The organism is Dyella sp. ASV21 (genome assembly GCF_016428975.1).
In the GTDB taxonomy this organism is placed as follows: domain Bacteria; phylum Pseudomonadota; class Gammaproteobacteria; order Xanthomonadales; family Rhodanobacteraceae; genus Dyella.
In genome coordinates this window covers 99,698-111,813 of record NZ_JAELTT010000006.1, presented here as the reverse complement: position 1 = coordinate 111,813, position 12,116 = coordinate 99,698, and the positions used below count along the sequence as shown (strand labels likewise).

Below are 12,116 nucleotides of genomic sequence, written 5' to 3'. Positions count from 1 at the left end.
TCAACGTGCCCGCCGCGCTCGCCAACGCTCCCTTGAGTTTCAAGGACGGTCATTTCGTGGCCACCGGCGCCCTGATCAACCTGCCGGCCTTGCTGGTGGTCGGGGCCATTACCGCGCTGCTCTATGCAGGCACCCGGCAGTCCACCATGTTCGCCAGCGTGGTAGTGGTGCTGAAAGTGTTGGTGGTGATCTTGTTCGTGGTGTTCGGCCTGCAGTACATCGACACGTCGCTGTGGCACCCCTACGTGCCGCCCAGCCAGGGCGGCGAGCATTACGGCTGGAGCGGCGTATTCCGTGCGGCCACCAGTGTGTTCTACGCGTATATCGGCTTTGACGCGGTCGCCACGGCGGCCCAGGAGACGCGCAATCCGCAGCAGAACGTGCCGGCGGGCATCCTTATTTCGTTGGCGATCTGTACGGTGCTCTACATCATCGTGGCGGCGGTGCTGACCGGCCTTGTGCCGTATCAGCAACTGGCCACGGCCGAGCCGGTGGCGACGGCACTGGCGGCCCACCCGTCGCTGGCCTGGTTGAAGCTGCTCACCCAGATCGGCGCGGTGGCTGGTCTGACCTCGGTGATCCTGGTGATGCACATGGGTCTGGCGCGCATTCTCTACAGCATGTCCGGCGACGGTCTGCTGCCGCGTATGTTTGGCGCGGTGCACGAGCGCTTCCGCACGCCGCATCGCTCGACCTTGCTGGTGGGTGCTGTCGGTGGCCTGCTGGCGGCGCTGTTCCCGCTGAGCCTGCTGGGCGATCTGTTGTCCATGGGGACGCTGCTGGCATTCGCCACGGTGTGCGTGGGCGTGCTGGTGCTGCGTCGCACGCGTCCTGATCTTCCGCGCGGGTTCCGCGTGCCGGCGGCACCGGTGGTGTGCTCGCTAGGCGTGATCGTGTGCCTGTTCCTGCTGGCCCAGATGAACCTGGCCAACTGGCTGCTGCTGGCCGGCTGGACCGCACTGGGCATGCTGATCTACGTGACCTACGGCTTCTGGCACAGCCGCCTGCGCGCGCAGCGTTGAGCGACGACGGGCGAGCCTTGCCGCCGCTCAAGCTCGTTCGCGCTTACCCGATGTGGAAGCGTTCGTCCCCGGAGGGGCTATCGATGTAGTGGTCCAGACCCTGCACCCGCAGCGGGTGCAGGTCGTAATCGCGGTGTTGCCGTTCCGCCGAGACGATCGCTGCGATTTCGTCAGGTGTGAGCGCCGATGACGGTGTGACGTTCGGGCTGGTATCGCTGAGTGGAACGGTGTGCGGGCGGTTGGGAAGCGTCATGACACAACTCCTGCGGTCGAATGCGCGTAGGTGTCTCAGATCACCGTGCGGCACAGCCACTCGGCGGCAACGGCATCCTTGCCCTGAAGAGAAGTGCACCGTGCCGTCGAATCAGGCATATCGGTTTGGGGGCGCTGGGCGTGGGGCGGCCCGATGGCTTCGCTTCCTGTATCCCTTGGGATGCAGCGGCGGATCGAAAGGTTGCTTCGATCGACGACCGTCTTGATCTCGCTAGAGACCGAGAACGATGCTAGTTCCTGACTCTGTCAGCAACGCGGCACCGGCCGCGGCTATCCGTAGGTCGACCTTATTCTAACTCCGTGACATGCCGGTGACGTGGGTCATGAGGCCTACATGCACGCGTGCCGCGTGGCGTGCGGGTTGCATGGGCGCTTCGGCTCACGAACGTTGATATGGACGTCCATATCAACGCGGCCGCCTAGAACAGCGTGCCCTGGTCGAACAGTAGTTTCACGGGTGCGAAACTGCGCCGGTGGTGGGGGCAGGGTCCCAGGCGTTTGAGCGCTTCCAGATGCCCTGGCGTGCCATACCCTTTGTGCTCGGCAAAACCATAGCCCGGATGCTCGCGATCCAGCGCCACCATCCAGCGATCGCGCGTGACCTTGGCGAGAATGGAGGCGGCGCTGATGGCCGGCTCCAGTGCGTCGCCACCGACAATCGCGCGGCCCGGAATGGATAGTTCGCGGGGCAGGGCATTGCCGTCTATCCAGGCTTCGTCAGCGGCCGGGGCGAGCCCCGCGAGGGCGCGGCACATGCCCGTCATGGTCGCCTGGTAGATATTGATGCGATCGATTTCGTCGGGCATCACCATCACGATGCAATGAGCCAGCACGTTCTCGATGATCTGTGGATAGAGCGCCTCGCGACGGGCCTCCGTCAACTTCTTGGAGTCGTTGAGTCCGGCAATCGGTCGGGACGGGTCAAGGATCACAGCGGCCACGCTCACGGGGCCGGCCAGCGGGCCTCGGCCGGCTTCGTCCACGCCGGCGATCAGGCGATCGTTGATGGCGTCCGTGGATGTGCGGGCGGCGCCCGCGCGCGTGCTGTGCGGCTTAGCGGCCACGTGAGGCATCCACGAGTTCGCCCACCGCGTTGGCGGCCAGATCGCCAGCATGACCATCCAGGTCGCCACGCAACGCTATGTGCAGTTGCTCGAAGGCCGCCACGATGGCGCCACGGCGCTCGCTATCGTTGAACAACGCCAGGGTGGCCTGGGCCAGTTTGTCGGCGGTGAAATCGTCCTGCATCAGTTCGGGTACCAGCACCGCATCCGCGCCCATGCCGCTGGCACGGGCAAGAATATTGGGCAGCGAATAGACGTCTGTCTTGAGCATGTTGAGGGCGCGGGCAATGCGGTAGCTGATCGGCGACACGCGATAGCCCACCACCATCGGACGCTTGGCCAGCATGGCCTCCAGCGTGGCCGTGCCCGACGCCAGCAGCACCACGTCGGCGGCCAGCATCGCCTCGTGGGCGTGGCCGTCCAGCAGCTGCGGCACGTCGGGTTCGCTGTTATCGGCAAGCAGCTGTTGCAGGCTGGCACGCACGCGCTCGTTGGCGGCAGGAATAAGGATGCGCAGACCAGGCAGAGCCTTCGCTACTTGCTGGGCGGCGTCGATGAATGCGCGACCCAGCATGGCGACTTCCGAGGGCCGACTGCCCGGCAGTACGGCGAGCACGGGAGCGTTCTGCGGCAACTGCAGGAAATCACGCGCACCGGTGCGGTCGGATACCAGGGCGAAGCGGTCCGCCAGCGGGTGCCCCACGAAGCGCGCATCGACCCCGTGCCGCGCATAAATCGCCGGTTCCATGGGGAACAGGCAGAGCACGCGGTCCGCACTGCGGCCGATCTTCTCCGCGCGCTTCTCGCGCCATGCCCATACGGAGGGGCTGACGTAGTGCACCGTGCGAATACCGGCTGCGCGTAGGCGCTGTTCCACGCCGAGGTTGAAATCCGGCGCATCGATGCCAACGACAACGTCCGGTTTGGCGGCGATCAGGCGCGCAACCAATTCCTTGCGAAGACGCAGCAGGCGAGGCAGGTGCGACACCACTTCGGCAAAGCCGAAGAGCGAGAGCTCCTTGATGTCGTACCAGGAGTCGAAGCCTTGGCCCTTCATGCGTGCGCCACCGATGCCGATGAAGCGTGCGCCCGGGTAGCGGCGTCGCAGCGCGGCGATCAGGTCGGCGCCCAATTGGTCACCGGAGTCTTCGCCGGCGATAAGGGCGATGAGAGGGGCTGGATGGGCGATGTCGGTGGGAGTCATGGCTGGAAACAGAGACAAAAGCGAACCCCCATGCGTGATGCGCCGATAGGAGCAAGGCTCCCATCGGCGGCTCATGTCAACGCGCGAGTGAGCGCTCGCTGCGGTCGAGGAAGTCGAGCATGGCGCGCACGTCCTCGCTGTTCTCGGCCTGAGTAATCAGTTGCTCGCGTGCATCGGCGAGGGTAAGGCCGGCCATGTACAGGGTGCGATAAGCGCGTTTGATCGCCGAGATGCGGGTGGCATCGAAGCCGCGGCGCTTGAGGCCCTCGCTGTTGATGCCGCGCGGGCGGCCGCGCTGATCATTGGCCATCATCACGAAGGGCGGCACGTCCGAGCCGAGCAGGCAACCCATGCCGATGAAGGCATGCGCGCCCACCTTGCAGAACTGGTGCGCGCCGGAGAAGCCGGCCATCACCACCCAGTCGCCCACCTCCACGTGCCCGGCCAACGCTGAGTAGTTGGAGAACACCGTGTGGTTGCCGATCTGGCAATCGTGCGCGACATGCACATAGGCCAGCAGCCAGTTGTCGTTGCCGATGCGCGTGGCGCCGCCGCCGTCGCCGGTGCCACGGTTGATGGTGACAAACTCGCGGATCTGGTTGCGGTCGCCGATGATCAGCTCGGTGCGTTCGCCATTGAATTTCTTGTCCTGCGGGGCACCGCCCAGCGAAGCGAACTGGCTGATGCGGTTCTCGCGGCCAATGCGCGTGGGACCCTCGATCACCACATGCGGGCCAATCACCGTGCCTTCGCCGATCTGCACGTCGGCGCCGATCACGCTATAGGCGCCGATGCTGACGTTGTCGCCGATAACGGCCGAGGGATCGATCTGCGCGGTGGGATGGATCATTTGTCGGACCTCGCGGCGCACATCAGCTCGCAGCTCGCCACTTCCTTGCCGTCGACCACGGTGCGTGCCTCGAACAGGCCCATGCTGCGCAGCAGGCGCTTGAGCGACACCTCCAGGCGCAATTGGTCGCCGGGCACCACAGGGGCACTGAAGCGCGCGTTGTCGACCTTGGCGAGGTAGAACAGCGGGCTGCCGGTATTGCCCTTCAAGCGGCTGGAGATCTGCGTGAGCAGGCCGGCGGCCTGGGCCATGGCCTCCACGATCAGCACGCCTGGCATGACCGGGTGGCCCGGGAAGTGGCCCTGGAAGAACGGCTCATTGATGGTCACGTTCTTGATGGCCACCACGCTCTTGTCCGGCACCAGTTCGACGACGCGGTCGACCAGCAGGAACGGATAGCGGTGCGGCAGCAGCTGCTGGATCTGTTCCACGTTCACCGGGAGGTGGAAAGGCACGGTGAGGTCACTCATTGTTGCTGTCCTTCTCCAGCGCCGAGAGTCGGCGCACGTATTCGTCGAGATGTTTGAAGCGGGCCGCGTTGCGACGCCACAGTCGATTTTCCTGCAGCGGGACGCCCGAGGAATATTCACCTGGCTCGCGTATGGAGTGCGTGACCAGGCTCTTGGCGGTAATGGTAACCCGGTCGGCCACTTCCAGATGCCCCAGCACGCCGGCGTTGCCGCCGATCATGCAGTAACGGCCGATCTTGGCGCTGCCGGCCACCGCCGCGCAGCCGGCCAGGGCGGTATGGGCGCCGATATAGACGTTGTGAGCGATCTGGATCTGGTTGTCCAGGCGTACGTCTTCTTCCAGCACCGTGTCGTCCAGCGCGCCACGGTCGATGGTGGTGTTGGCGCCAATCTCGCAGTCGTCGCCGATGCGCACGCCACCGAGCTGGGGCAGTTTGATCCAATGGTCGCGGTCAAAGGCAAGGCCGAATCCGTCCGAGCCAATCACCGCGCCGGGGTGTACCAGGACGCGCTTGCCCAGGGTCACGCGGATCACCAAGGTCACGCGCGCCACCAGACGGCTGTGCGCGCCTACCGTGCACTCGGGGCCGATGATGCAATGGGGGCCGAGCACCGCACCGTCTTCGATCACCGCGCCATCATCGATCACGCAGCCCGGACCGATACTGGCGGTGGGGGCCACGCGCGCCGTCGCTGCGACTACTGCGCTGGGGTGAATGCCCTGCGGGGCGGCGGGCAGTCGCTCAAACAACGCGGCGATCTTGGCGTACGCCACATAGGGATCTTTCGCCAGCAGTGCGTCGACCGGGCTCTCGGCTGTGTTCTCTTCTCGCATGACCACCACGCCGGCACGGGTGGCCGCCAGCTGGGAGGCGTATTTGCTGTTGGAGAGAAAGCTCAGCTGGGTCGGGCCGGCGCCCGCCAAGGTACCGACGCCATCGATGACGCGCGCGCCATCGCCACGAAATTCCAGGCCGAAGCGCTCGGCCAGTTCGGCCACGGTAATGTTGAAAAGGCTCATGCGTTGGCTCCCTGCAATCGGGCCATTGTAGGGCGTAGGCGCTTTCCTGGCTCGCCAAAAAGGAAAGCGCGGCAGCGCCGCGCTTTCCCTGATCCTGCTGTGCGGACCCTTCAGTCCATTAGAACTGGCTGCCGAAGGTGAACTGGATGCGCTCTTCGTAGTGACCGTCATCCTGCTGGGTGCGCAGCGGTACCGCGAAGTTGATGATCAGCGGGCCGATCGGTGCCTGCCAGTGCAGCGAGATACCGGTGGACACGCGCAAGGTGCTGGCGGTGAAGGTCGAGTAGCTCGTATAGGCGTTACCGACGTCCACGAACCACGACACGCGAGCGGTGTTGATGTCCTTGAGGAACGGCAGCGGCAGGTACAGCTCGGCCGTGCCCAGCACCTTGAACGCACCACCCAGCGGCTGCGCGTAGCTGTACACGCTGCCGGTACAGGTGCCATCCGGGTTCGGCGTGATCGGAACTATCTTGCCGGCCGCGTTGGTGGTGGTGCCCACGCAGACGCGGGGGCCCAGGGTGTTGTCCTGGAAGCCACGCACGTCGCGCACGCCGCCCGAGTAGTAGTTCTCCCAGAACGGGAAGGTGATCTTGTCGCCTGCCTGGTAGAGACCGTCGCCGCTGCTGTAGTCGAACGTCTGGCCATAGGCCTTGCCGTAGCCGATCTGGCCATCCAGGTACAGCACGAAGCCCTTGCCGATCGGCCAGTAATGGTTGGCCTCGCCGAAGATCTTGTAGTACTGCACGGTGGAGCCGGGCAGGGCGATATCGGTCGACAGCGAGATCAGGCCGCCGCGCGTCGGAGCCCAGTAACCGTTGCGGGTATCGTGGGTCCAGCCCAGCGTGGCGTCCCAGGTGTGGATCGTCTGGTGGCCGAGCGCGTTCTGGTAGTCGATCAGGATCTGCGGCGAGTAGTTGACCGTCGAGGTTTCCGGATTGCCGTTCGGGTCGAGAACGGGGTTGCCGTTCACGTCCAGAACCTGCTGCTGGTAGCTGAGGTTGATCTTGTTGCTACTGATGCCCAAGCCGGCGCGGATGTTGTCCGTTTCGGAGATCGGGAAGCTCAGGTAGCTCGAGAACGACTTCATCGAGCTTTCGTAGTTGACGAAGGTGCTGTTGGTGTCGCCGTAGTTGCTCTTGGTGAAACCTGCGCTGTAACCGATACCCACGCCGCTGTCGGTGAGGTAGGGGTTGAAGTAGCTGGCATTGATGTTGGTGGAGTAGTCGCTGCGCGAGGCGCCCACCGAGAAGCTGTCACCCGTGCCAAGGAAGTTGTTCTGCGACACCGACGCGGACAGGATGATGCCCGAGTACTGCGAGTAACCCACGCCGAACATCAGGCTGCCGGCGGACTGTTCTTCCACCTTCACCGTCAGGTCGACCTGGTCTTCGGTGCCGGGCACCAGCGCCTTGTCGATGTTGACGGTCTTGAAGTAGCCCAGGCGCTGCAGACGGATCTTGGAGCGGTCGATAGCCGGCTGCGAGAACCAGCTGCCTTCCAGCTGGCGCATTTCGCGGCGCATCACGTCGTCTTCCGTGCGGGTATTGCCCTGGAAGATCACGCGGCGCACGTACACGCGCTTGCCCGGCTCGATGTAGAGCGTCAGGTCGACGGTGCGCTTGTCCTTGTCCAGCTTCGGCACCGGCGTGACCTTGGCAAAGGCATAACCGATGCTCGCCAGGATGCTCTTGATGGAGTTGGAGCTTGCTTCGACCGCCTTGCGGTTGAAGGTGTCGCCCTTCTTCACGTACACCAGCTGCTTGAGCGAATCCTCCGGGAGGATCAGCTCGCCAAGCAGGTGCACATCGGAAATGGTGTAGATGTCGCCTTCCTTGACGCTGGCGGCGATGTACATCGAGCGCTTGTCCGGCGCAATGGTCACCTGGGTGGAGTCGACGCCAAAGTCGGCGTAGCCGCGATCCATGTAGTAGGACTGCAGCTTCTCCAGGTCACCGCTGAGCTTTTCGCGCGAGTACTGATCGTCCTTGGAGTACCAGGACATCCAGTTGGACGTATCCGATTCGAAACCCTTGCGGATGTCCTTATCGGTAAACGCCTGGTTGCCGACGATATTGATTTCCTTGATCTTGGCAACCTTGCCTTCGCGGATCTCGATGTCGACCGCCACGCGGTTGCGATCGAGATTGGTCACGTGCGGTTCGACCGACACGTTGTACTTGCCGCGGTTGTAGTACTGGCGCACCAGTTCCTGCTGCACGCGGTCGAGCGAGAGGCGGTCGAAGGTTTCGCCTTCGGACAGGCCGATCTCCTTCAGGCCCTTGCGCAGATCCTCTTCCTTGATGTCCTTGTTGCCGCGAATGTTGAGCTTGGCAATGGACGGACGCTCGACGACCTTGATGACCAGAATGTCGCCTTCGCGATCAATCTGCACGTCACTGAAGAACTTGGTCTGATACAGGGCGCGAATGGCGCGCTGGGCACCATCGTTGGTCAGGCGATCGCCCTTGCCCATGGGCAGGTAATTGAGGACGGTACCGGTGGAAATACGGCTGAGGCCATCGATACGGATGTCGGAAATGACGAACGGATCGAACGCAAGAGCATTGGCGGACAGGGAGGCAAGCAGGATCAGGGCGGCGATACGCTTCATCGTCGATTCCGTTGGTTTATTCCGATGAGGCGGCCGAAACCGCCCCGATCAATACGTGAAGCCAGGACGAGCCCAGCCTTGAAAGGGTGCTTGCATCATGCCCAGATGCGTCGGGTAAACCATCGCTAGGTCCCTGGTGCGCGCACGTCGCCGCGTGCGTCCCGGACACGCCACAACCCCCGGCAACCGCGCGACTTTCAGCAAAGTCGGCGCGCGTCACGAGGGCAGGAAGCGATGGATGTCGTTGTAGAAGGCCAGTCCCATTAACGTGAACAACAGCACGAGGCCGACATACTGACCGGCTATCATGACGCGTTCGCTGACAGGGCTGCCCTTGACCAACTCAATAAGGTAATACAGCAGCCAACCGCCGTCCAAGACCGGGATCGGCATCAGGTTGAGGATGGCCAGGCTGAGCGAGACCATGGCGAGGAAGCTGAAGAACCAGCCCACCCCCATGCTTGCCGACACATTGGCCACCTGCGCGATACCGATCACCCCCGAGAGGTTCTTGGTGGACGCTTGCCCGGTGACCATCTTGCCAATCATGTTGAAGGTGTTGGCGGTGCTGTTCCAGGTGGTTTCCAGCGTGGCGCCAATGGCCTTGAGCGGCCCGTAGCGAAGCACCGCCTGTTCACGTTCCATCGCGGTTACGCCGATCACCCAGTTGGAGGGCTGGCCCTCCAGCGATTCCATGCGCGCCGTAACGGTCAGCGGCAGCGTCTGCTGGCCGCGCTGGACGACGATGGATAGCGCGGGCGACTTGGCTGCTTCGGCCGGCACCAGCTTCTGGAAGGCTTCGTAGGTATCGACGGCTTGGCCGTTCACGCTGACGATGCGGTCGCCGCCTTGCATGCCACCCAGCGAGGCGGGCTTGCCCGGCAGCACGGCGCCGATCACCGGAGCCATCGGGGCCAGCTTGAGGCCGAGCCTGTCGAAATACTGATCGATCGGTTGGCCGGCCGGCAGTTCATTCAGCGGCAGGGTGACGCTGCGTTCGGCGCCATCGGTGCCGCGCACGGCGAGCGGCAGCGGTTCACGGCCCAGCATGCCATTGGCAATGACGTCCATGGAGTCGCTCCAGGTCGCCACCGCGTGGCCATTCACGCTCAGGATGCGATCGCCGCTGCGGATGCCGGCCTCGGCGGCCAGACTCTGCGGCGCGGCCGATACGATGGGCGCTACGTCCGGCTTGCCGATGAGGAACATCAGCCAGAACGCGACCAAGGTAAAGATCAGGTTGAAGGCGGGGCCCGCGGCAACGATGGCGATGCGCTGCCACACCGGCTTGGCCGTGAACTCCTGCCCGGCAAGGGCGGGGTCAACCTCGCCTTCGCGGGCATCCAGCATCTTCACGTAGCCGCCCAGCGGGATCATGGCCACCTGGTATTCGGTGCCATCGCGTCCTACGTGCTTCCAGATCGCCTTGCCAAAGCCCACCGAAAAGCGCAGCACTTTGACGCCGCAGCGGCGTGCGACCCAGTAGTGACCAAATTCGTGAAAGGTCACCAGCACGCCAAGCGTGACGAGCAACCAAAACACTGAGCCGAGGATAGGATTCATCTGCAAGAGCTTATCAGGCTTGTCAGCACGCGTTGCGAAGGATGCGACGGGCGGCGTCGCGGGCCGACCGGTCACGTTCATTCAGGGTCTGGACATCGACCACAGGCTGCGCCGGCAGTTCCGTAAGTACGCTCTCAACCAGATCAGCGATGCTGAGGAAGGGCAGTCCACCGGCCAGGAACGCCTCCACTGCGACCTCATTGGCCGCGTTGAGAATCGCCGGCGCGTCGCCCCCGGCGCGCAGCGCCTGAAAGGCCAGCGCCAGGCAGCGGAAGGTGGCCAGGTCCGGCGCCTGGAAAGCCAGCGGCGCGGAGGCGGCCAAGTCCAGCGGGGCGACGCCCGCGTCGATGCGATCAGGCCAGGCCAGCGCATGCGCAATAGCTGTGCGCATATCCGGGTTGCCCAACTGGGCCAACACCGAGCCGTCGACGTATTCCACCAGCGAATGCACCAGGCTCTGCGGGTGCACCAGTACTTCGATGCGCTCGGCGGGGGCGCCGAACAGGTGGTGCGCCTCGATGACTTCCAGCCCCTTGTTCATCAGGGTGGCCGAATCGACCGAGATCTTTCGGCCCATCACCCAGTTAGGGTGCTTGCACGCCTGCTCCGGCGTGACAGCAGCCAGTTCGGCGCGGCTGCGGCCACGGAAGGGGCCACCGGATGCGGTAAGGATCAGGCGACGCACGCCGCTGGCATCCAGCGACGGGCGGCCGCCGGGCAGGCACTGGAAGATGGCGTTGTGTTCGGAATCCACCGGGATCAGTTCGCCGCCACCGGTTGCCAGCGCTTCCAGCAGCAGCGGGCCGGCCATCACGATGGATTCTTTGTTCGCCAGCAGCAGGCGCTTGCCCGTGCGGGCGGCAGCCAAGGTGGAGTCGAGGCCGGCGGCACCCACGATCGCGGCAACCACGGTGTCGCAGAGCGTGCCGGACACCGCCTCGGTGATGGCGTCATGGCCACTGGCCACGTCACAGCGCACACCCGCCGCGGCAAGGCGACGCGCCAGTTCGCCTTCCAGGCTGGCATCGGCGATCACGGCCAATGCGGGGCGATGCTGGAGGCACCGTTCGACCAGCGCGGAAACATTGCTGTGTGCCGTCAGTACGGTGGCGCGAAAGCGCTCCGGGTGGCGGGCAATGACATCGAGCGTACTGCCGCCGATCGAGCCGGTGGCGCCAAGCACGGCGACCTTGCGTAGTGCCATGGTACTCATAGGCCCAGCAGCAGCTTGCCGGCAGCGAAGACGGGCAGTGCGGCGAATACGCTGTCGAGGCGATCGAGCAGGCCGCCATGGCCGGGGAACAGGTTGCCCGAATCCTTCACGGCCGCATGGCGCTTCATCAGGCTTTCAAACAGGTCGCCCACGATGGAGGCCACCACGGTCAAGACCGAGAGCACCAGCAGGCCAGCCAGCTTGGCGCCGCTCACATCGAGCAGCAGGCCGCCCACCAGGGTCACGATGGCGCCGGCCACGAAGGCCCCGTACACACCTGCCCAGGTCTTGCCGGGGCTGATGGTGGGGGCGAGCTTGCGCCGGCCGAACAGGCGGCCGCTGAAATAGGCACCGATATCGGCGGCCCACACCACGAGCAAGGCGAGCAGCGTCCACGCGGGACCATGTTCGCCCGAGCCATGGATGGACATCGCAGCGACCCATGCCGGCACGATCACCAGCAGGCCCGCGCCAAGCTTCATCAGAGAGTTCTCGCGGGTTGGCGCGGCGCCGAACGCAAAGTGGCGCAGCCACTGGCCGACCGCGACCCACCAGGCCACACCCACGCCGATCAACAGCGGCCACCACGGCGAGAGATCGCGCACCAGCCAGCTCAGCACCAGCAGGGCGGCGGTGACGGTGAGCACCGCACCGCGCGACAGCGTTTTCTTGAGACCGGATAGGCGCGTCCACTCCCACATCGCAGCGAGGAAGGTCAGGGCGATGATGGGGGCAAACAGCCAGGTCGGTGTCAGCAGGATCAGGCCGATCACCAACGGAGCGAGGAGCAGAGCGGTGAGGGTGCGCTGGAGCAGCATGCAG

The 12,116-nt window shown here is 64.6% G+C and carries 11 protein-coding genes; 1 reads left to right on the top strand and 10 read right to left on the bottom strand.

The features are described from left to right. Positions 1–1,022: amino acid permease (locus tag JHD67_RS03940; protein ID WP_199097523.1), on the top strand; the 1,022-nt coding region annotated here is incomplete at its 5' end. A gap of 43 nt (positions 1,023–1,065) precedes the next feature. On the opposite strand, the gene JHD67_RS03935 is transcribed toward JHD67_RS03940, so the two are convergent. The 10 genes from JHD67_RS03935 to JHD67_RS03890 form a co-directional block, all read right to left on the bottom strand. After that, positions 1,066–1,275 carry a hypothetical protein gene (locus tag JHD67_RS03935; RefSeq protein WP_199097521.1) on the bottom strand — a complete coding sequence of 70 codons (210 nt, stop codon included), beginning with the start codon at positions 1,273–1,275 and terminating at the stop codon, positions 1,066–1,068. Between the two features lie 439 nt (positions 1,276–1,714). After that, positions 1,715–2,302 (bottom strand): ribonuclease HII, encoded by a 588-nt coding sequence (rnhB, locus tag JHD67_RS03930; RefSeq protein WP_343214297.1) that lies wholly within the window; start codon positions 2,300–2,302, stop codon positions 1,715–1,717. 46 nt (positions 2,303–2,348) lie between these two features. Continuing rightward, a complete protein-coding gene (gene lpxB / locus JHD67_RS03925; protein WP_199097517.1) occupies positions 2,349–3,563 on the bottom strand; it encodes a lipid-A-disaccharide synthase in 1,215 nt (404 codons plus the stop codon). Between the two features lie 76 nt (positions 3,564–3,639). Then, positions 3,640–4,413 carry an acyl-ACP--UDP-N-acetylglucosamine O-acyltransferase gene (gene lpxA / locus JHD67_RS03920; RefSeq protein WP_199097515.1) on the bottom strand — a complete coding sequence of 258 codons (774 nt, stop codon included), beginning with the start codon at positions 4,411–4,413 and terminating at the stop codon, positions 3,640–3,642. Further along, entirely contained in the window at positions 4,410–4,883 is a 474-nt protein-coding gene (fabZ, locus tag JHD67_RS03915) for a 3-hydroxyacyl-ACP dehydratase FabZ (RefSeq protein WP_199097513.1), read from the bottom strand. Before fabZ ends, lpxA begins: the two co-directional genes overlap by 4 nt. Continuing rightward, positions 4,876–5,904 (bottom strand): UDP-3-O-(3-hydroxymyristoyl)glucosamine N-acyltransferase, encoded by a 1,029-nt coding sequence (gene lpxD / locus JHD67_RS03910; RefSeq protein WP_199097511.1) that lies wholly within the window; start codon positions 5,902–5,904, stop codon positions 4,876–4,878. The genes fabZ and lpxD overlap by 8 nt, the downstream gene beginning before the upstream one ends. A 118-nt stretch (positions 5,905–6,022) precedes the next feature. Further along, a complete protein-coding gene (bamA, locus tag JHD67_RS03905) occupies positions 6,023–8,518 on the bottom strand; it encodes an outer membrane protein assembly factor BamA (protein WP_199097509.1) in 2,496 nt (831 codons plus the stop codon). A gap of 216 nt (positions 8,519–8,734) precedes the next feature. Next, entirely contained in the window at positions 8,735–10,081 is a 1,347-nt protein-coding gene (gene rseP / locus JHD67_RS03900; RefSeq protein ID WP_199097507.1) for an RIP metalloprotease RseP, read from the bottom strand. Positions 10,082–10,103: 22 nt separating this feature from the next. Continuing rightward, complete coding sequence (locus JHD67_RS03895; protein ID WP_233171611.1) at positions 10,104–11,294, bottom strand: 1-deoxy-D-xylulose-5-phosphate reductoisomerase; 1,191 nt, start codon at positions 11,292–11,294, stop codon at positions 10,104–10,106. Then, positions 11,291–12,112: a phosphatidate cytidylyltransferase gene (locus tag JHD67_RS03890; protein WP_199097502.1), complete on the bottom strand. Its 822-nt coding sequence runs from the start codon at positions 12,110–12,112 to the stop codon at positions 11,291–11,293. The genes JHD67_RS03895 and JHD67_RS03890 overlap by 4 nt, the downstream gene beginning before the upstream one ends. Positions 12,113–12,116: the final 4 nt, after the last annotated feature.

Excerpts from the sequence above, each read along its gene's own strand:
- JHD67_RS03895 (WP_233171611.1), bottom strand. The coding sequence starts at position 11,294 with ATGAGTACCATGGCACTACGCAAGGTCGCCGTGCTTGGCGCCACCGGC.
- JHD67_RS03935 (WP_199097521.1), bottom strand. The coding sequence starts at position 1,275 with ATGACGCTTCCCAACCGCCCGCACACCGTTCCACTCAGCGATACCAGC.
- bamA (WP_199097509.1), bottom strand. The coding sequence starts at position 8,518 with ATGAAGCGTATCGCCGCCCTGATCCTGCTTGCCTCCCTGTCCGCCAAT.
- fabZ (WP_199097513.1), bottom strand. The coding sequence starts at position 4,883 with ATGAGTGACCTCACCGTGCCTTTCCACCTCCCGGTGAACGTGGAACAG.
- rseP (WP_199097507.1), bottom strand. The coding sequence starts at position 10,081 with ATGAATCCTATCCTCGGCTCAGTGTTTTGGTTGCTCGTCACGCTTGGC.
- JHD67_RS03890 (WP_199097502.1), bottom strand. The coding sequence starts at position 12,112 with ATGCTGCTCCAGCGCACCCTCACCGCTCTGCTCCTCGCTCCGTTGGTG.
- lpxA (WP_199097515.1), bottom strand. The coding sequence starts at position 4,413 with ATGATCCATCCCACCGCGCAGATCGATCCCTCGGCCGTTATCGGCGAC.
- lpxB (WP_199097517.1), bottom strand. The coding sequence starts at position 3,563 with ATGACTCCCACCGACATCGCCCATCCAGCCCCTCTCATCGCCCTTATC.
- lpxD (WP_199097511.1), bottom strand. The coding sequence starts at position 5,904 with ATGAGCCTTTTCAACATTACCGTGGCCGAACTGGCCGAGCGCTTCGGC.